18 protein-coding genes are annotated in these 18,049 nt (G+C 70.2%); 2 read left to right on the top strand and 16 right to left on the bottom strand.

Translation table 11 applies throughout. The features are described from left to right. Nucleotides 1–148: 148 nt before the first annotated feature. The gene (locus GA0070607_RS17960) at nt 149–997 is read right to left on the bottom strand and encodes a 3-hydroxyacyl-CoA dehydrogenase family protein (RefSeq protein WP_089019239.1); all 849 of its coding nucleotides are present in this window, start codon (nt 995–997) and stop codon (nt 149–151) included. Nucleotides 998–1,105: 108 nt separating this feature from the next. Continuing rightward, nucleotides 1,106–2,548, bottom strand: coding sequence for a UDP-N-acetylglucosamine 1-carboxyvinyltransferase (gene murA, locus GA0070607_RS17955; RefSeq protein WP_089019238.1), 1,443 nt, complete (start codon nt 2,546–2,548; stop codon nt 1,106–1,108). Between murA and GA0070607_RS17950 the strand changes: the two genes are divergently transcribed. After that, the gene (locus GA0070607_RS17950) at nt 2,547–3,119 is read left to right on the top strand and encodes a cob(I)yrinic acid a,c-diamide adenosyltransferase (protein ID WP_089019237.1); all 573 of its coding nucleotides are present in this window, start codon (nt 2,547–2,549) and stop codon (nt 3,117–3,119) included. The genes murA and GA0070607_RS17950 overlap by 2 nt on opposite strands. A gap of 230 nt (nt 3,120–3,349) precedes the next feature. On the opposite strand, the gene GA0070607_RS17945 is transcribed toward GA0070607_RS17950, so the two are convergent. The 13 genes from GA0070607_RS17945 to GA0070607_RS17885 form a co-directional block, all read right to left on the bottom strand. Continuing rightward, a complete protein-coding gene (locus GA0070607_RS17945) occupies nt 3,350–3,805 on the bottom strand; it encodes a DUF2550 domain-containing protein (RefSeq protein WP_089019236.1) in 456 nt (151 codons plus the stop codon). A gap of 12 nt (nt 3,806–3,817) precedes the next feature. Beyond that, on the bottom strand, nt 3,818–4,099 hold the full coding sequence (locus GA0070607_RS17940; RefSeq protein ID WP_089019235.1) for a F0F1 ATP synthase subunit epsilon: 282 nt from the start codon (nt 4,097–4,099) through the stop codon (nt 3,818–3,820). Between the two features lie 89 nt (nt 4,100–4,188). Next, the gene (locus GA0070607_RS17935; RefSeq protein ID WP_089019234.1) at nt 4,189–5,331 is read right to left on the bottom strand and encodes an LCP family protein; all 1,143 of its coding nucleotides are present in this window, start codon (nt 5,329–5,331) and stop codon (nt 4,189–4,191) included. Between the two features lie 222 nt (nt 5,332–5,553). Continuing rightward, nucleotides 5,554–6,990: a F0F1 ATP synthase subunit beta gene (atpD, locus tag GA0070607_RS17930; RefSeq protein WP_089019233.1), complete on the bottom strand. Its 1,437-nt coding sequence runs from the start codon at nt 6,988–6,990 to the stop codon at nt 5,554–5,556. Continuing rightward, nucleotides 6,990–7,919, bottom strand: a complete 930-nt coding sequence (locus tag GA0070607_RS17925; protein WP_089019232.1) for a F0F1 ATP synthase subunit gamma — start codon at nt 7,917–7,919, stop codon at nt 6,990–6,992. The genes atpD and GA0070607_RS17925 overlap by 1 nt, the downstream gene beginning before the upstream one ends. A gap of 4 nt (nt 7,920–7,923) precedes the next feature. Continuing rightward, complete coding sequence (atpA, locus tag GA0070607_RS17920; protein ID WP_089019231.1) at nt 7,924–9,576, bottom strand: F0F1 ATP synthase subunit alpha; 1,653 nt, start codon at nt 9,574–9,576, stop codon at nt 7,924–7,926. A gap of 117 nt (nt 9,577–9,693) precedes the next feature. Further along, nucleotides 9,694–10,515, bottom strand: coding sequence for a F0F1 ATP synthase subunit delta (locus tag GA0070607_RS17915; protein ID WP_089019230.1), 822 nt, complete (start codon nt 10,513–10,515; stop codon nt 9,694–9,696). After that, nucleotides 10,515–11,054, bottom strand: a complete 540-nt coding sequence (locus GA0070607_RS17910; RefSeq protein ID WP_089019229.1) for a F0F1 ATP synthase subunit B — start codon at nt 11,052–11,054, stop codon at nt 10,515–10,517. Before GA0070607_RS17910 ends, GA0070607_RS17915 begins: the two co-directional genes overlap by 1 nt. Before the next feature lie 26 nt (nt 11,055–11,080). Continuing rightward, nucleotides 11,081–11,308 carry an ATP synthase F0 subunit C gene (locus tag GA0070607_RS17905; protein WP_074314047.1) on the bottom strand — a complete coding sequence of 76 codons (228 nt, stop codon included), beginning with the start codon at nt 11,306–11,308 and terminating at the stop codon, nt 11,081–11,083. Nucleotides 11,309–11,371: 63 nt separating this feature from the next. After that, nucleotides 11,372–12,169: a F0F1 ATP synthase subunit A gene (atpB, locus tag GA0070607_RS17900; protein WP_089019228.1), complete on the bottom strand. Its 798-nt coding sequence runs from the start codon at nt 12,167–12,169 to the stop codon at nt 11,372–11,374. Nucleotides 12,170–12,180: 11 nt separating this feature from the next. Further along, nucleotides 12,181–12,417 carry an AtpZ/AtpI family protein gene (locus GA0070607_RS17895; protein WP_089019227.1) on the bottom strand — a complete coding sequence of 79 codons (237 nt, stop codon included), beginning with the start codon at nt 12,415–12,417 and terminating at the stop codon, nt 12,181–12,183. Nucleotides 12,418–12,609: 192 nt separating this feature from the next. Next, nucleotides 12,610–13,035: a hypothetical protein gene (locus GA0070607_RS17890; protein WP_089019226.1), complete on the bottom strand. Its 426-nt coding sequence runs from the start codon at nt 13,033–13,035 to the stop codon at nt 12,610–12,612. Continuing rightward, nucleotides 13,028–14,305, bottom strand: coding sequence for a serine hydroxymethyltransferase (locus tag GA0070607_RS17885; RefSeq protein WP_089021913.1), 1,278 nt, complete (start codon nt 14,303–14,305; stop codon nt 13,028–13,030). Before GA0070607_RS17885 ends, GA0070607_RS17890 begins: the two co-directional genes overlap by 8 nt. Before the next feature lie 47 nt (nt 14,306–14,352). Between GA0070607_RS17885 and GA0070607_RS17880 the strand changes: the two genes are divergently transcribed. Further along, nucleotides 14,353–15,840 (top strand): SDR family oxidoreductase, encoded by a 1,488-nt coding sequence (locus tag GA0070607_RS17880; RefSeq protein ID WP_089019225.1) that lies wholly within the window; start codon nt 14,353–14,355, stop codon nt 15,838–15,840. Between the two features lie 42 nt (nt 15,841–15,882). Here the strand turns inward: GA0070607_RS17880 and GA0070607_RS17875 are convergent, their stop codons facing one another. Next, the gene (locus tag GA0070607_RS17875) at nt 15,883–17,997 is read right to left on the bottom strand and encodes a transglycosylase domain-containing protein (protein WP_089019224.1); all 2,115 of its coding nucleotides are present in this window, start codon (nt 17,995–17,997) and stop codon (nt 15,883–15,885) included. Nucleotides 17,998–18,049 lie beyond the last annotated feature (52 nt).

The following is an 18,049-nucleotide window of genomic DNA, read 5'->3' as shown; positions in this document are numbered from 1 at the left end:
GCCCGCCGCCCCGCCCGCCCCGCCGATCTAGGGCTCGTTGTCGTTTCTTGATCTCCAACGACAGCGATTCGCCCTAGATCGACGCGGGAGGGGGGCGGCGCGGAGGGGGCGCGGAGGGGGCGCGGAGGGGGCGTGGGGGGCGTGGGGGTTAGTACGTGTAGAAGCCCTTGCCGGTCTTGCGGCCCAGGTCGCCGGCGGTGACCATGCGCTGGAGCAGCTCCGGCGGGAAGAACTTCTCGTCCGCGGTGTCGGTGTAGATGTTCTTCGAGGCGTGCAGCAGCACGTCAACGCCGGTCAGGTCGGTGGTGGCCAGCGGGCCCATGGCGTGCCCGAAGCCCAGCCGGCAGGCGGTGTCCAGGTCCTCCGCAGACACCACGCCGGACTCGACCAGCTTGACCGCCTCCACCACCAGGGCGGAGATCAGCCGGGTGGTGACGAAGCCGGCGATGTCCCGGTTGACCACCACCACCGTCTTGCCGATTTCCTCGGCGAAGGCCCGTACGGTGGCCAGCGTGGCATCGCTGGTCTTGTAGCCCCGGACCAGCTCGCAGAGCTGCATCATCGGCACCGGGGAGAAGAAGTGGGTGCCGACGACCGCCTCGGGCCGCTCGGTGACAGCGGCGATCTGGGTGACCGGGATGGCCGAGGTGTTGGTGGCGAGCACCGCGTCGGCCTTGCAGATCTTGTCCAGGGCGCGGAACACCTCGTGCTTGATCTCCAGACGCTCGAAGACCGCCTCGACCACGATGTCCGCGTCCGCCGCCGCCTCCAGGTCGGTGGTCGGGGTGATCCGGGCGAGCGTCGCCTCGACCTCGGAGGCCTCGATCCTGCCCTTCTCGGCGAACTTCTCCAGCGACTTCCGGATGCCGCCGAGCCCCCGGGTGGTGGCCGCGTCGTCCAGGTCACGCAGGGTCACCTGCCAGCCCGCCTGCGCCGCCACCTGGGCGATGCCGGAGCCCATCAGCCCGGCCCCGACGACCGCGAGTCGACCCGCCATCTGCTTCTCCCTCGCTGCGATTGAGTGCCTGCCTGCACCCTAGTCGGCGAGCCTGAACGACGGCTAAGGGGCTGTCGGGAGACCCGGCAGCCCTGGGCCCGGTCGGCGTCAGATCTCCAGCGCTGGTTCGTCCGGCGTCGTCCCGCGCTCGACGGCCACTCCGAGCGCGCGCAGGTCGGCCACGAAGTCCGGGTAGCCGCGATCGACGTGGTGCACGTGGGAGACCTCGGTGACCCCGTCCGCGCAGAGCCCGGCGATGATCAGGCCGGCCCCGGCGCGGATGTCGGTGGCCCGCACCGGCGCCCCGGAGAGCCTGCTCCGGCCCCGGACCACCGCGTGGTGCCCGTCGGTCTTGATGTCCGCGCCGAGGCGCATCATCTCGTTGGCGAACATGAACCGGCCGTCGAAGATGTTCTCGGTGATCAACGAGGCGCCGTCGCTGACCGCGGCCAGGCCGATCGCCATCGGCAGCAGGTCGGTGGCGAAGCCCGGGTACGGCAGCGTCACCACGTCGACCGCGCGGGGCCGGTCGTCCATCCGCACCCGAAAGCCGTCTCCCCGGGTCTCCACCAGGCCGCCGGCCGCCACCACCTTGTCCAGCGCGACCTCCAGGAAGGCCGGGTCGAGCCCGGTCACGGTCACGTCGCCACGGGTCATCGCCGCGCCGAACGCCCAGGTGCCGGCGACGATCCGGTCCCCCACCGTGGCGTGCCGCACCGGGCGCAGCCCGGGTACGCCGGTGATCCGCAGGGTGGACGTTCCGGCGCCGGAGATCCGCGCGCCCATCTGGTTGAGCATGGTGCAGATGTCGACGATCTCCGGCTCCCGAGCGGCGTTGTCGATCATCGTGGTGCCCTGGGCCAGCACCGCCGCCATCACCAGGTTCTCGGTCGCGCCGACGCTGGGGAAGTCCAGCACGATGTCCGCGCCGCGCAGCCCGTGCGGTGCGGTGGCGATGACGAAGCCGTGCTCACCGGAGATGTCCGCGCCCATCCGGGTCAGCCCGGAGACGTGCATGTCCAGCCCGCGCGAGCCGATCGCGTCGCCGCCCGGGTGCGCCACCCGCACGTACCCCCGGCGGGCCAGCAACGGGCCGAGCACGCAGATCGACGCGCGCAGCCGGCGGACCAGGTCGTAGTCCGCGTCCGCGCCCGGCTGTTCGGGTACGTCGATGGTCACCGAGCGGGACCGGGCCACCCCGCCCCGCGCGACCATCGGATCGACCGGGTCGTCCGCGTCGAACCGCACGTCGCAGCCCAGCCGGCGCAGCACCTCCCCCATGATCGCGATGTCGGTGATCCGCGGGACGTTGGTGATCACGCTGCGGCCCGGAGCGAGCAGCGCGGCGGCCATCAACTTCAACGCCGAGTTCTTGGCACCCACCACGTGCACGGTGCCGGCAAGCCGGGCGTCACCGCGTACCCGGATGACGTCGACATCGTTGACCGCCGAATCGCCCCCGTCCCCGGGGCCCACCACCGCCGGCCAGCCGGCGGTGGTGTCCGGCCGTGCCGGGATCGTCAGGTCCGGTATCCGTAGGCTGTGCGTCATGGCCGTCCACCTCACGCGCATCTACACCAAGGCCGGCGACGCCGGCATGACCAGGCTGAGCAACAACGAGCAGGTGCCGAAGAGCGATCCACGGATCGCCGCGTACGCCGATGTCGACGAGTGCAACGCGGCGATCGGCGTCGCGCTCGCACTGGGCCAGCTCGACGAGGAACTGCGGGCCGTGCTGGCGTCGATCCAGAACGACCTGTTCGACGTGGGTGCCGACCTGTCCACGCCGGTCGAGCCGGAGCCGAAGTATCCGCCGCTGCGGGTGACCGAGGAGTACGTCGAGCGCCTTGAGGGCTGGTGCGACGAGTACAACGCACGCCTGAGCAAGCTCGACTCCTTCATCCTCCCCGGCGGCACCGCAGGCGCGGCGCTGCTGCACGTGGCGCGGACCATCGCCCGGCGTGCCGAACGGGCAGCGTGGGCGCTGGTCAGCCACGATCCGGAACGGACCAGCCCGCTCCCGGCAAAGTATCTCAACCGGCTCTCCGATCTGCTCTTTATCCTGTCAAGAACGGCAAATCCGGCGGGAGATGTGCTATGGGTGCCGGGCGGTAAGCGCTGAGCGTCGGCGGGCTGCACCACGTCGAGGTGTGGGTTCCCGATCTCGACGTGGCCACGCGTAGCTGGGGCTGGCTCCTGGGCGAGCTGGGCTGGACGCTCCACCAGGACTGGCCGGTTGGCGCCTCGACCCCCCTTTGATCAACTCCAGGTCGGCGATATCGGGGTATCCGAGCCAGCAGGACACCCCGACATCGCCGATACCGTGTCGATCACGCCCGACGGTGCGAGGGGTCAGGCAGCAGGCCAGTCTTGGGAGGCCATACGCGGCGAGACCGCCCCCGGAGGGGCGGCCTCGAGCCAGGAGAGGAAACCGGTCACTGTCGACCGCGCCATGGCGATCTCCACCGGTGCGTGGTGACTGGTACAGCGGAGGATCACCCAGTCGGCCGGCATGGAGAGGCGTTCCTGACCCTCCGGCAACCGGCGGCGCTCCACCGCGAGCCCCTTGCGGGAGAGCACCCGCTTGGGCCGCAGGGCAAAGCTGAACATCCGGTACCAGCGAAGGTCGTCACCGGCGAACCGGCCGAAGCCGGGCGACCAGCCGCGGCCGTCGAGCATGGTGGAAACCCGCACGCTGAGCCGGATGATGCCACCGCTCCGGGTGACCAGGGCCCGCCGGACGAAGAGGATGAGGAGCGCACCGAGGATGACGGCGACGCCGATCCCGATTCCCTCGACGATCTCCATCCCCGGTACGGCTCAGTGGCTCTGCGCGGAGACCGGGGTCGCGCTCTCGGCCAGCACTGTGACACCGTCGGCGCTCACCGAGAGGAAGCCGCCGGCCACGTCGTACGAGACCTGCTCACCGCCGGCCAGCTTGATGCGCACCTGGCCGGGCTCGGCGAGCTGGCCGAGCAGCGGCGCGTGCCCCGGCAGGACACCGAGCTCACCCTCGGTCGTCCGGGCGACGACCATCTCGGCGTCACCGGACCAGACCTTCTCCTCGACGGCGACGAGCTCGACGTGAAGCTGCTGTGCCACGCTGTCTCCTTGCTGCGGCGGCGGATTGCCGAAAGTCTAGTCCTGACGCTGACCCGCCCCCAAGGCGGGTGGGGAGAGCTGCGCCACGACTACTTGGTCTTGTTCTGGAATTCCGGGTGCTCCAGCAGGAACGGGTCCAGTTGTTCATTGTGCAGGGCGGTGAAGAAGTCCGAGACGCCTGGCTTGAACTGCTCACCCTTGTACTTCTTGCCGTCGTAGACCCCGTCACCCGGGAGCTTGATCATCTGGATGGTGTTCGGGCGGATGTTCTTCAGGGCGAGCCCGAAGTCGATCACGCTGTTGCCGCGACCACTGAAGATCAGCGACTGGCCCGCGGCACGAAGCACCTTGTCCAGCTTGATCGGGTTGGACACCACGTCGGCGCTGAACGCCTGCCCGACCATGGCCTTGACGAACTGCTGCTGGTGACGCTGCCGGCCGTAGTCCGAGTCCGGGACACCGTTCTTCGGGTAGCGCTGCCGGACGTAGTCCAGCGCCTGCCACCCGCTGAGGTGCTGGTTGCCCTTCTCGTAGACCGCCTGCGGACCGATGTAGCCCTCGCCGTGCGGGTTGCCCGGCCGCGGCCTACCGTCCGGCTGCTTGTGCTCGGAGCGCACTTCCCGCTCGACGTACATGTCGACGCCGCCCATCGCGTCGACGATCTTCTGGAAGCCGGTGAAGTTGATGATCGCGCCCGCGTCGAACCGCTTGATGCCTGTCACGTTCTGCGCGGTGGTGGCCAGCAGCTCGAAGCCCCGCGCCGCGTCCGGGTTCCCTCCCGGCACCCGGCTGCCGAACGACATGGCGGCGTTGATCTTCGTGGTCTTCCCGGGGAAGTCGGCCTTCTTGAAGGCCGGGATGTCCACGTAGAGGTCCCGGGGCAGCGAGAACAGATAGGCCCGGTCCATCGACGCGGGCACGTGCAGCACCATGATCGAGTCGGCGAGGGGCGCCGCCGTCGGCGTACGCGGGTCGATGCCGACCAGCAGGATGTTGAGCGGGCCCTTGATGTCGGTCTTCTTCGGCTGCGCCCCGGCCGCCTGGTCGCCGAAGAGGTCGGCCTTGCCGACCGCGCCCTCGTAGCGGGCCATCAGCACCTCGGTGCCGACCAGCACCATCCCGCTGAGCATGGTCAGCACGGTGCCGAACACCGTGCAGATCCTGGCCCAGCGCGGCACGCCCCGCCAGATGGACGACTTGCGGCCACTCTTGCCGGCCTTACCCACGAGCATCTCCGTTCGTTACGCCCACGAGGAGGAGACGGGCGCACGTAGCCGAAAGGTTGCAAAGATCAACGCTCGTTCAGGTGAGCGCGCCGAACGACCGTATCTCGCGCGGTACGGAAACGACGACCGCGAGTAACGGACCGCGGCGATGATAAGGCGTGAAAATGAACAAAAGACTGCCCCGGCATTGCCGGGGCAGTCTTTTGTGTTACAGATCTGATCGGGCTGTCAGCCCTTCATCAGCTCCTCAGCCTTGCGCTCCAGGTCCTCGAGACCGCCGCACATGAAGAACGCCTGCTCGGGGAAGTGGTCGTACTCGCCCTCGCTGATCTTGCGGAACGCCTCGATGGTCTCCTTGATCGGGACCGTCGAGCCCGGCACGCCGGTGAACTGCTCCGCGGCGTAGGTGTTCTGCGACAGGAAGCGCTCGATCCGCCGGGCCCGGGCCACGGTGATCTTGTCTTCCTCGGAGAGCTCCTCGATGCCGAGGATGGCGATGATGTCCTGCAGGTCCTTGTAGCGCTGCAGGATCCGCTTCACCTCGGTGGCGACCTGGAAGTGCTCGGGGCCGACGAACTCCGGGGCGAGGATCCGCGACGAGGACGCCAGCGGGTCCACGGCCGGGTAGATGCCCTTGTCGGAGATCGACCGCTCCAGGTTGGTGGTCGCGTCCAGGTGGGCGAACGTGGTGGCCGGGGCGGGGTCGGTGTAGTCGTCCGCCGGCACGTAGATCGCCTGCATGGAGGTGATGGCCTGGCCCCGGACCGAGGTGATCCGCTCCTGGAGCTCGCCCATCTCGTCGGCCAGGGTCGGCTGGTAGCCCACCGCGCTCGGCATACGGCCGAGCAGGGTGGAGACCTCCGAACCGGCCTGGGTGAAGCGGAAGATGTTGTCGATGAAGAGCAGCACCTCCTGCTTCTTGACGTCGCGGAAGTACTCGGCCATGGTCAGCGCGGAGAGCGCCACCCGCAGCCGGGTGCCCGGCGGCTCGTCCATCTGGCCGTAGACCAGCGCGGTCTTGTCGATGACACCGGACTCGGTCATCTCGGCGATGAGGTCGTTGCCCTCACGGGTGCGCTCACCCACGCCGGCGAAGACCGAGGTACCACCGAAGTTGCGGGCCACACGGGTGATCATCTCCTGGATGAGCACCGTCTTGCCCACACCCGCGCCGCCGAACAGGCCGATCTTGCCGCCCTTGACGTACGGGGCGAGCAGGTCGATGACCTTGATGCCGGTCTCCAGCATCTCGGTCTTCGGCTCAAGGTCCGCGAAGGCCGGGGCCTTGCGGTGGATGCCCCACCGGTCGTCGGCCTCGAACGTCTCGCCCTCTTTGAGGTTGAGCACCTCGCCGATCGCGTTGAACACCTTGCCCTTGACCGCGTCGCCCACCGGCACCGTGATCGGCTCGCCGCGGTCGCGCACCTCGGCGCCACGGACCAGGCCGTCGGTCGGCTGCATCGAGATGGCACGGACCAGGTTGTCACCCAGGTGCTGGGCAACCTCCAGGGTCAGCGTCTTCTCACCGCCGGACAGGGTCACGTCAACGTTCAGGGCGTTGAACAGGGCCGGCATGGCGTCGCGCGGGAACTCGGCGTCGACGACCGGGCCGATGACCCGGACCACGCGACCCGTGGCCGTCTTGGTCTCTACTGGTGCAGTCATCACACTTCACTTCCCGACGCGGCCAGCGCGTTGGCGCCGCCGACGATCTCGCTGATCTCCTGGGTGATCCCGGCCTGGCGAGCCGAGTTCATCTCACGCGTGTACTTCTCGATCATGTCTTCGGCGTTGTCGGTGGCGCTCTTCATCGCCCGCCGCCGTGCCGCCGACTCACTCGCCGCCGACTCGATCAACGCCGCGTAGATCCGCGTGTTGATGTACCTCGGCAGGAGCGCGTCGAGCAGCGCCTCCGCCTCCGGCTCGAACTCGTACGCCGGCAGCAGCCCCTCGGAGCGCGGCCGGTCCTCCACCTGCATCGGGCCGATGACCTTGGCGACCGGGGTCTGCGTCATCAGCGAGTGGAACTCGGTGTAGACGATGTGCAGCTCGTCGACGCCGAGCACCCCGTCCGCACCGGCACCGCCGTCGACGTCGTCCGCACCGGCCGTGAACGCCTTGATCAGCGTCTCACCCACCGCGCGGGCGTCCTCGAACGACGGCTGCTCGCTGAACCCCGTCCAGTTCGCCTCGATCGGGCGGTTGCGGAACCGGTAGAACCCGACGCCCTTACGTCCGATGACGTAGAGCACCGGCTCCTTGCCGTCCGCCCGGAGCCGCGCGATGAGCGACTCCGCCGTCTTGATCGCGTTGGAGCTGTAGCCGCCGGCCAGGCCACGGTCGCTGGTGACCAGCAGGACGCCCGCCCGCCGCACCCGCTCGCGCGGGGTGAGCAGCGGGTGGTCGATCCGCGCGTTGGACGCCAGCGCCGTGAGCACACCGGTGATGGCCTGGGCGTACGGCAGGGACGCCTGCACCCGGGCCTGGGCCTTGGCGATCCGGCTCGTCGCCACGAGCTCCATCGCCTTGGTGATCTTCTTCATCGACTTCGCCGAGCGGATCCGTTGACGAAGAACGCGTACCTGGGCCGCCATGGGATCAGCTCTCGGCCGGGCGGTCGGTCGTGCCGTCGCGGAAGCGGGTCACCGTCTCGCGGTTCTCGTCGCCCTCCAGCGGCGCGGCCGGCGCGTCGTTGACCCGACGCTCGTCGCCCTTGCCGAGGAAGACCTGCTTGAACTCGCTGATCGCGGCGTCCAGGGAGCCGATGATGTCGTCGCTCCACTGGTTGTCGGCGATCCCGGCCAGCACACCCGCGTGCTTGTGCCGCAGGTACTGGAGGAACTCCGACTCGAAGCGCCGGATCTCACCCACCGGGATGTCGTCCAGCTTGCCCTCGGTGCCGGCCCAGACCGAGACGACCTCTTCCTGCACCGGGTACGGCGAGTAGTTCGGCTGCTTGAGCAGCTCGACCAGCCGGACACCGCGGTCCAGCTGGGCCCGCGAGGCCTTGTCCAGGTCGGAGGCGAAGGCGGCGAACGCCTCCAGCTCGCGGTACTGGGCCAGGTTGAGGCGCAGCGAACCGGCAACCTTCCGCATCGGCTTCACCTGTGCGGCGCCGCCGACCCGGGAGACCGAGGTGCCGACGTTGATCGCCGGACGGACGCCCTGGTTGAACAGGTCGGTCTCCAGGAAGATCTGGCCGTCGGTGATCGAGATGACGTTTGTCGGGATGAAGGCCGAGATGTCGTTGGCCTTCGTCTCGATGATCGGCAGACCGGTCATCGAGCCGCCACCCAGCTCGTCGGAGAGCTTCGCGCAGCGCTCCAGCAGGCGCGAGTGCAGGTAGAAGACGTCACCCGGGTACGCCTCGCGGCCCGGCGGGCGGCGCAGCAGCAGCGACACGGCCCGGTACGCCTCGGCCTGCTTGCTCAGGTCGTCGAAGACGATCAGGACGTGCTTGCCGCCGTACATCCAGTGCTGCCCGATGGACGAGCCGGTGTACGGGGCGATGTACTTGAAGCCGGCCGGGTCCGACGCCGGGGAGGCGACGATGGTCGTGTACTCCATCGCGCCCGCCTCCTCCAGCTGGCCCTTGATGGAGGCGATCGTGGAGGCCTTCTGGCCGATGGCGACGTAGATGCAGCGGACCTGCTTCTTCGGGTCGCCGGTGCGCCAGTTTTCCCGCTGGTTGAGGATGGCGTCCAGGGCGACCGTGGTCTTTCCGGTCTTCCGGTCACCGATGATCAGCTGCCGCTGGCCCCGGCCGATCGGCGTCATCGCGTCGATCGCCTTGATGCCGGTCTGCAGCGGCTCGAACACCGACTGCCGTGACATCACGTTCGGAGCCTGCAGCTCCAGCTCGCGGTAGCCCTCGTCGGCGATGTCACCGAGGCCGTCGATCGGCTGGCCGAGCGCGTTGACCACGCGGCCGAGGAAGGCGTCGCCGACGGGCACGGAGAGCACCCGGTCGGTGCGCTTGACGCGCTGCCCCTCCTCGAGCTTGGCGGAGTCACCGAGAACGACGACACCGATCTCCCGGACGTCGAGGTTCAGCGCCACGCCGAGCGTGCCGTCCTCGAACTCCAGCAGCTCGTTGGTCTTGGTCGAGGGCAGGCCCTCGACGTGGGCGATGCCGTCACCGGTGTCGGCGACGGTGCCGACCTCCTCGCGGGAGACGTCGGTCGAGTAGGAGGAGACGTAGCGCTCAAGGGCGCCGCGGATCTCCTCCGTCGAGATGGTCAGCTCGGCCATCCTCTGCTTCCTTAAAATTCAGGGGCCCGGGATACCTAGTACCGACCGGTCCGAATGGCGTCTGTCATTCCGGGCGCTGCGCGGCGGAGCCGCCTCAACGCTGGGCGGCGGTGCCGCTCAGCGCTTCGCGAGCGCGTTGCGGGTCTCGTTGAGGCGGCGCAGGATGGTGCCGTCGTACAGGTCGGAGCCGACCCGCACGCTCGCGCCACCCAGGATCTGAGGGTCGACCGTCTGCTTGACGGAGACCTCTCGACCGTATATGGCGGTGAGGCTCGCGCCCAGCCGACGCTCGTCCTCGTCACTCAACGGGGCCGCGACGGTCACGTACGCCACCTGCCGGTCGCGTCGTTCGGCGGCGAGTTCCACCAGCCGGGTGAGCGCGCCGATGAAGGAGCGTCCCCCGAACCCGCCGAGCGCCGCCTCGACGAGGCGGACCGTGACCGGGCGGGCCTTGTCGGCGAGCAGCTCACGGGCCAGGGTGGCCCGCTGCTCGACCGGCGCGACCGGATCAGCCAGCGCGTTGCTCAGCGCCGACTGGCCCGCCACGACCTGGCCGAAGCGGAACAGCTCGTCCTCGACCTCGCCCAGCTCGCCGGCCTTGTCGGCGCTGGCGAGCAGCGCCTCCACGCCCAGCCGCTCGGCGCCGTCGAGCAACTCCGACGGTGCCGACCAACGGCCGGAGACCAGCGTCACGAGCAGGTCGAGCGCGTCGGCGCCGATCCGGCCACCCAGCATGTCGCCGAGCAGAGCGCCGCGGTCCTCGCCGGAACGGGCCGGCTCGGACAGGGCGCGGCGCAGCCGCGGCTCGCGCCGCAGCAGGGCCGCGACGGAGAGGATGGCGTCGGCGGTGGACGTCACCGCCGACGGCTCCGCGCCGCGGACGTACGCGTCGAGGCGCTCGGCCGCGATCTTGTACGACTCCCGGCTGGCGGCCTGCATCAGCGGGCCCCCGTGCTCTCGAGACCGCTCAGGAACCGGTCGACGGTGCCCTTGCGCCGCGCCTCGTCGGCCAGCGACTCGCCGACGATCTTGCTGGCCAGGTCCACCGCGATCGTGCCGACCTCGGTGCGCAGCTCGCGCACGATGGTGGCCCGCTCGGCTGCGAGCTGGTCCTTGCCGGCCGCGATGATCCGGTCGGACTCTTCGCGCGCCTTGGCGAGGACGTCCTGCCGGATCCCCTCGGCGTCGGCCCGGGCGTCGTCGCGGATCTTCGCGGCGTCGGTGCGGGCCTCGGCGAGCTGGGCACGGTACTGCTCGAGCAGCTTGTTCGCCTCGGCCTGAGCGGCCTCGGCGCGCTTGATGCCGCCTTCGATCGCGTCGACCCGGGCCTGGAACGTCTGCTCCATGCGCGGGAAGACGAACTTCATCAGCACGAAGCAGAGCACGGCGAAGGCGACCGTGCCGACCACGATCTCCTGCCAAATCGGGATGATCGGGTTGTGGGTCGACTCACCACCCTCAGCGGCGAGGAAAAACATGGTTACCTCCCGGTCGATGGGCGGGATCAGCCGGCCCAGATGAAGCCGAAGGCGATGCCGAACAGCGCCAGCGCCTCGATGACGGCGAAGCCGATCCAGACGTACGGCAGGGTCATGCGGGACGACTCGGGCTGACGGGCCGTCGACTGGATGTAGGCGGCGAAGACCAGGCCGACGCCGATACCCGGGCCGATGGCCGCGAGGCCGTAGCCGATGGCGGCGGTGCTGCCCTCTACCGCGGCGACGTAATCCATTAGTGGTTCCTCCTGGTTATCACGCGTGACTCTCACGCGGGACGACAACGGTTGGTGCGTGGATCAGTGCTCTTCGGCGAGCGCGCCCTGGATGTAGCTGGCGCTCAGCACGGTGAAGACGTATGCCTGCAGGACGATGACCAGCGCCTCGAGAAGCGTCAGCGCCACGGTCATCACCCAGGACACCACCGAGACCGGCGCCAGCCAGGCGTTGGCGTTGAGCATCGCGAAGCCGCCGAGCGTGAAGACCAGCAGGAGCATGTGGCCGGCGAACATGTTCGCGAAGAGACGGACGGCCAGCGAGAACGGCCGGATGATGAAGGTCGAGAACGCCTCGATCGGGATCAGCAGCGGCAGGATGTACCAGGGTGCCGGCGGGATCAGGGCGTGCTTGAAGTATTTGACGAAGCCGTGGTGCCGGATGCCGATGTAGTTGAACAGCACGTAGCTGAGCACCGCGAGGATCGCCGGGAAGGCGATGTGCGAGTTCGGCGAGATCTGGAAGAACGGGATGATCGCGAACGCGTTCGTCAGCAGCACGAAGCAGAACAGCGACGTGAAGTAGGGCGCGAACCGCACACCCTGGTGACCGATCATGTCGACCGAGATGTTGTTCCGGACGAAGCCGTAGATCGACTCGGCGAACCACTGCTTCTTCGTCGGCACCAACTGCGGCTTCCGGTAGGTCGCCAGGAAGAAGATGATCAGGACGCCGACCGCGATCCAGATCATCGCCGTGAACTTGGTGAACCAGGGAGCGTTTTCCACACCCCAGGGCACGATCGCGGGCAGGTAGAAGTCGTCCACACTGGGTGGGAATGCCGCCTGGCCCGCTGCCAGAACGTTCGCCTGTCCGAACACCGTGTCCCTTCCTAAGTAGGCGTGCCGAGCCGGCGAACGACGAGGATGATCCCCCCGGTTACGCCGATCACGACGCCGATCCCGGTGGCCACGCCACCGGTGTCGAGCCACTGGTCGACCAGCCAGCCGATGAAACCCCACACGAGCATGCCTCCGATGAGGTAGCTGAGCGCGGTCCAACCCTGACCGGCGCCGGACGGATAGTCGTCCGGTTCACCGGCGGGACGGGGGGTTTGGTCACCAGCCATGACGGGGCGAACGATATCAGCCGGGAAGACGAGGCTGTGCCTCACCCCCCGCACAACCGTCGTTGTGTGGGCATCTCGTGGGCGCCGTCGTCTGTGGGCACGCTACTCCCCTTCCGCCCGTCGGAAAATGACCGGAGGCCGACACATTGCCGCGCGTCCGGTAGGTGGGACGACCGGCCGATCGCAGGTCGGTCAGCCCCGCGGCCGACGGGCGTACACCCTGGTCAGCCACCACAGGTGCACTGCCGTCCACACTGCCACCCCGGCGACGATGCCGAGGCAGAGCGGGACCAATCCGGGCCAGTCCGTCGATGCCACAGCCACCAGCACCACACCCAGAAGGGTGAACTTCAGCGCGTACAGGCCCAGACCGAGCGGCAGCACCAGCTGCGGGTTGATCTGGTCGGCCCAGGCAAGCACCACGGTGGTGAGCGTGTAGCTGAGCACGGTGATGCCGACGCCGGCCGCCGCGCCGAGCGCGGCCGTCGCTCCGCCGACCACCCCGCCGACCACCGCGGCGACGGCGGCCAGCGCCACCGACGCGGCCAGGAGCACCGGCAGGTGCCGCAGCCGCCAGCGCCGGTCGGCGTCGGGCGTGACCACCCCGGGCTCAGCCACGGGGGTACGCCGGGAACGCGGCGACCAGCTCGGCCACCTCGGCACCGACCCGGGACAGCTCGTCGGCGCCGCCCGGGGCGCCGGGGTCGGCGCGTACCGCCCGCGCGATCAGGGCGGCCACCTGCCGCAGCTCCCCCTCGCGCATGCCCTGGGTGGTGACGCTGGGCGTGCCCACCCGGATGCCGGAGGCGACCATCGGCGGACGCGGGTCGTACGGGATCGCGTTCTTGTTCAGGGTGATCGACGCGGCGTCGCAGCGCGCCTCGGCCTCGGTGCCGGTCACCCCAAACTCCCGCAGGTCGATCAGGGTGAGGTGGGTGTCGGTGCCCCCGGACACCGGGCGCATGCCCTCGGCGGCCAGCCCGGCGGCGAGCGCCTGGGCGTTGCTGACCACCTGATCGGCGTACGTCTGGAATTCGGGCTGGGCTGCCTCGCGCAGCGCGACCGCCTTGGCCGCGACCGCGTGCATCAGCGGGCCGCCCTGGGTGAACGGGAAGACCGCCTTGTCGATCCGCTGGGCCAGCGACTCGCGGCAGAGGATCATGCCGCCGCGCGGGCCGCGCAGCACCTTGTGGGTGGTGGCGCAGACGACATCGGCGTACGGCACCGGGGACGGGATCGCCCGACCGGCGACCAGGCCGATGAAGTGCGCCGCGTCCACCATCAGGTACGCGCCGACCTCGTCGGCGATCTCCCGGAACCGGGCGAAGTCGATCAGCCGGGGGTACGCGGTGGCGCCGCAGATGATCATCTTGGGCCGGTGCGCCCGGGCCAGGTCCCGCACCTCGTCGTAGTCGATCAGCTCGGTGTCCGGACGGACGGTGTACCCCACTGTGGCGAACCACTTGCCGGAGAAGTTCACCCGGCTGCCGTGGGTCAGGTGCCCGCCGTGCGGCAGGTCCATCGCCAGCACCGTGTCCCCCGGCTGCACCAGCGCGGCGTACGCGGCCAGGTTGGCGCTGGCGCCGGAGTGTGGCTGGAGGTTGGCGTGCTCGGCGGCGAAGAGCTCCTTCGCCCGGGCGATGCCGATCTCCTCGGCCCGGTCCACCTCGGCGCAGCCGCCGTAGTAGCGCCGGCCCGGGTAGCCCTCGGCGTACTTGTTGGTCAGCGTCGAACCGAGAGCGGCCAGCACCGCCGGCGAGGTCAGGTTCTCGCTGGCGATCAGCTGAAGGCCCCCGCGCAGCCGCTCCAGCTCGCCGAGGACCACCCCGGCGATCTCCGGGTCGGTGGCTCTGAGCTGCGCGAAATCCGGCCCCCAGAAGGTGCTCATCTCGGTGTCCACAGCGAACGAGTCTAGGGGGCCGCACACTGGAAGCCGTGCGATGCCTCGTCACCGGAGCCACGGGATACATCGGCGGGCGGCTGGTGCCCCTGCTGCTCAACGAAGGCCACACCGTGCGCTGCCTGGCCCGCAAGGCCGGGCGGCTGCGCGACGTGCCCTGGGCGTCGGCCGCCGAAATCGTCCAGGGCGACCTGAGCCGGCCGGAGACGCTGCCCGTCGCGTTCACCGGCGTGGACGTCGCCTACTTCCTGGTGCACTCGCTGGGCCGGCCCGACTTCGAGGCGGCCGACCGGACGGCGGCGACCAACTTCGCGGCCGCGGCCCGGGCGGCCGGCGTACGCCGGATCGTCTACCTGGGCGGCCCGGAGCCGGCGGCCGACGAGGAGGTCCCCTCCCCGCACCTGCGGTCCCGGGCCGAGGTGGGCCGGATCCTGCTGGCCAGCGGCGTGCCCACGGCGGTGCTCCGGGCCGCGGTGATCATCGGCTCCGGCTCGGCCTCGTTCGAGATGCTGCGCTACCTGACCGAGCGGCTGCCCGTCATGGTCACCCCGCGCTGGGTCCGCAACCGGATCCAGCCGATCGCGGTCCGCGACGTGCTGCGCTACCTGGCCGGCTGCACGGCGCTGCCGCCGGAGGTCAACCGCGGCTTCGACATCGGCGGGCCGGACGTGCTCAGCTTCCGCGACATGATGCAGCGCTACGCCCGGGTGGCCGGCCTGCGCCGGCGGGTCATCGTGCCGGTCCGCCCGCTGACCCCGTCGCTCTCCTCGCACTGGGTCGGCCTGGTCACCCCGGTGCCCAACGCCATCGCCCGCCCGCTGGTGGAGAGCCTGGTCCACGAGGCGATCGCGCACGAACACGACATCGCCCGGTACGTTCCCGACCCCCCGGACGGGTTGACCGGGTTCGACCAGGCGGTGGCGCTGGCGCTGGCCAGGGTGCGCGACGCCCAGGTGGAGACGCGCTGGTCGACCGCGAGCGGGCCGGACGCTCCGGCCGAGCCACTGCCCACCGACCCGGACTGGTCCGGCGGCACCGCCTACACCGACATCCGGGAACGGACGGTGGACGCGCCGCCGGCGGAGCTCTGGCGGGTCATCGAGGGTGTCGGCGGCGAGCACGGCTGGTACTCGTTCCCACTCGCCTGGTCGATCCGTGGCTGGCTGGACCGGCTGATCGGTGGTGTCGGGCTGCGCCGGGGCCGGCGCGACCCGCACCGCCTCCAGGTCGGTGAGGCCCTGGACTTCTGGCGGGTGGAGGAGATCGTCCCGGGCGAGCTGCTGCGGCTGCGCGCCGAGATGCGGCTGCCCGGCCGGGCCTGGCTGGAGATGCGGGTGCTGCCCGCCGACAACGGCCGCAGCCGCTACCAGCAACGCGCGGTCTTCCTGCCACGCGGTCTGGCCGGGCACGCCTACTGGGGGTCGGTGGCCCCGTTCCACGCGGTGGTCTTCGGCGGGATGGCCCGCAACATCGCCCGCGGCGCCGAGCGGGCCCCCGACCGTTCCGTCACGCACACCGGCTGACCCCGCCGGCCCGGTGGGCAGGCGGACCGGAGCCGGCCGGGCTCAGTTGCCCGTACGGGCACCGGTGACCTCGAAGGCGACCCGCTCGCTCGGCGGCACGAAGTCCCGCACCGGCTGGTCGCGCAGGGCGAAGGTGAGCACCTTGCCGACCGCGTCCACCATCCGGGCCTGCACCGCCTGACCCACCGCGTCACGTGGGTCGTCCGGGTTCGTCGCCATCGAGGCCACCGCGAGCTGCGGGGTGAACGCCACCACCGTCTCCGTCTCGTACCGCTCCGAGCTGCCGGTCTTGCCGGCCACCGGTCGGCCGAGCGCGGCCCGCAGACCGCCTGCGGTGGCGCCGTCGCAACGCCCGTACATCGACTGGTCGCCGACCGGGCAGCGGGACGCGTCGGCCGCCGCCCGGGTCACGTCGGGGTCGAGCACCTGCCGGCAGTCCGGCTTGGCGGCGTCGACCGGGTGGCCGGCCGAGTCGGTGATCGAGACCACCGGCAGCGGGGCGCACCAGGTCCCCTCGGCCGCCACCGTGGCGTACGCCGTGGCCAGGTCGAGCGGGGTCGTCGCGGCCACGCCCAGGGTGAACGGGCCCCAGTTCTTCGCCCCGTACCGGGCCAGCCGGGCGTCGGAGTCGGCGCGCAGCACGATGCCGAGCCGCTCGGCCATCTCCACCACCCGGTCGGCGCCGACGCGCTCGGTGAGCCAGGCGAAGTAGGTGTTCACCGAACGCCCGAACGCGGTCCACATGGTGCGGGGGCCGTCCATCGACGAGGGGGTGGCGTTCTCCGGGCACCAGCGGCCGTCACAGCTCGCCTCCCCGGTCACCGGGAACTTCGTGACCAGCCGGGTCGGGGCGGTGAACTCGGTCGACAGCGGCAGGCCGGACTCCAGCGCGGCCAGCATGGTGAAGAGCTTGAACGTCGACCCGCCCTGGTACCCCTCGATCGCCCCGCCGCCGGCCACCAGCTGGTTGACCGTGTTCGGGTGGTTCTTCTGCCCGGCCGGGTTGTCCGCCACGCTGTAGCTGCGGTTCACCGCCATCGCCAGTACCCGACCGGTGCCGGGCTGCACCACCGCGGTCGGCACCGCCCGGGCCTCGGTCGGCTGGTAGATCCGCAGCACCTGCTCGGTGGTGGCCCGCTGGACGGCCGGGTCGAGCGAGGAGACGATCGAGAATCCGCCCCGGCGCAGCGTGCGCTGCCGCTCGTCGGCGGTCGACCCGAACGCCGACTGGTCACTCCACCACCGGGTGAACCAGTCGCAGAAGAACCCCCAGTCGTTGTGACCGGCCGGCACGGCCGTGCAGTCGTTCGGGGTCTCGCTGGGCCGCAGGTCCAGCGGCTCGTTCCGCGCCGCCGCCGCCGCGTCCGCCGACACGTGGCTCGACTCCACCAACTGCTCCAGCACGTACGCCCGGCGGTGCAGGGCGCTGTCGGCGTCGCCGTTGATCGGGTCGTCGCTGTCCGGCGACTGGACCAGCCCGGCCAGCAGCGCGGCCTGCGCCAGGGTCAGCTCGGCCGGGGACCGGGAGAAGTAGCGCTTGCTGGCCGCCGCGATGCCGTACGCCCCGGCGCCGAAATAGGCGATGTTGAGGTAGCGGGTGAGGATCTCGTCCTTGCTCAGCTCCCGCTCCAGCGCCAGCGCGTACCGCATTTCCTGGATCTTGCGGGCGGTGGTGACCTCGGTGGCCGCCCTGCGCTGGCTCTCGGTCAACCGGGGATCGCTGCTGAGCACGTTGCGGACGTACTGCATGGTCAGCGTCGAGGCGCCCTGCCGGGTCTGACCGTCGCGCTTGTTCACGGTGAACGCGCGCACCACACCCCGCAGGTCCACCCCGCTGTGCTGGAAGAACCGGACGTCCTCGGCGGCCACGATGGCCTGGCGCATCACCGGCGCGACCTCGTGCAGCGGCACGTCCACCCGGTCCTCCTGGTAGAAGGAGGTGATCAGGGTGGTGCCGTCGTTGGCGTACAGGTTGGAACGCTGGGCGGTGGGTGGCGTGCGCAGCGTGTTCGGCAGCTCCGAGTAGGGCGTGGACAGGGCGCTGAAGCCGATCCCGAAGACCAGGGCCACCGGCAGGGCGGCCGCCGCCAGCACCAGTCCGGCCAGCACACCGGCGATCACCACGGTCAGCAGTTTGTCGAGATGGGCCCGGATCATCAGCTCTCCCCGCAGGAGCCGGTCACGCTAGGACCCGTTCAGAATGACCCGG

This window comes from Micromonospora coriariae (assembly GCF_900091455.1).
In the GTDB taxonomy this organism is placed as follows: domain Bacteria; phylum Actinomycetota; class Actinomycetes; order Mycobacteriales; family Micromonosporaceae; genus Micromonospora; species Micromonospora coriariae.
The sequence above is the reverse complement of the archived record's forward strand: the minus strand, read 5'-3'. Positions and strand labels throughout refer to the sequence as shown.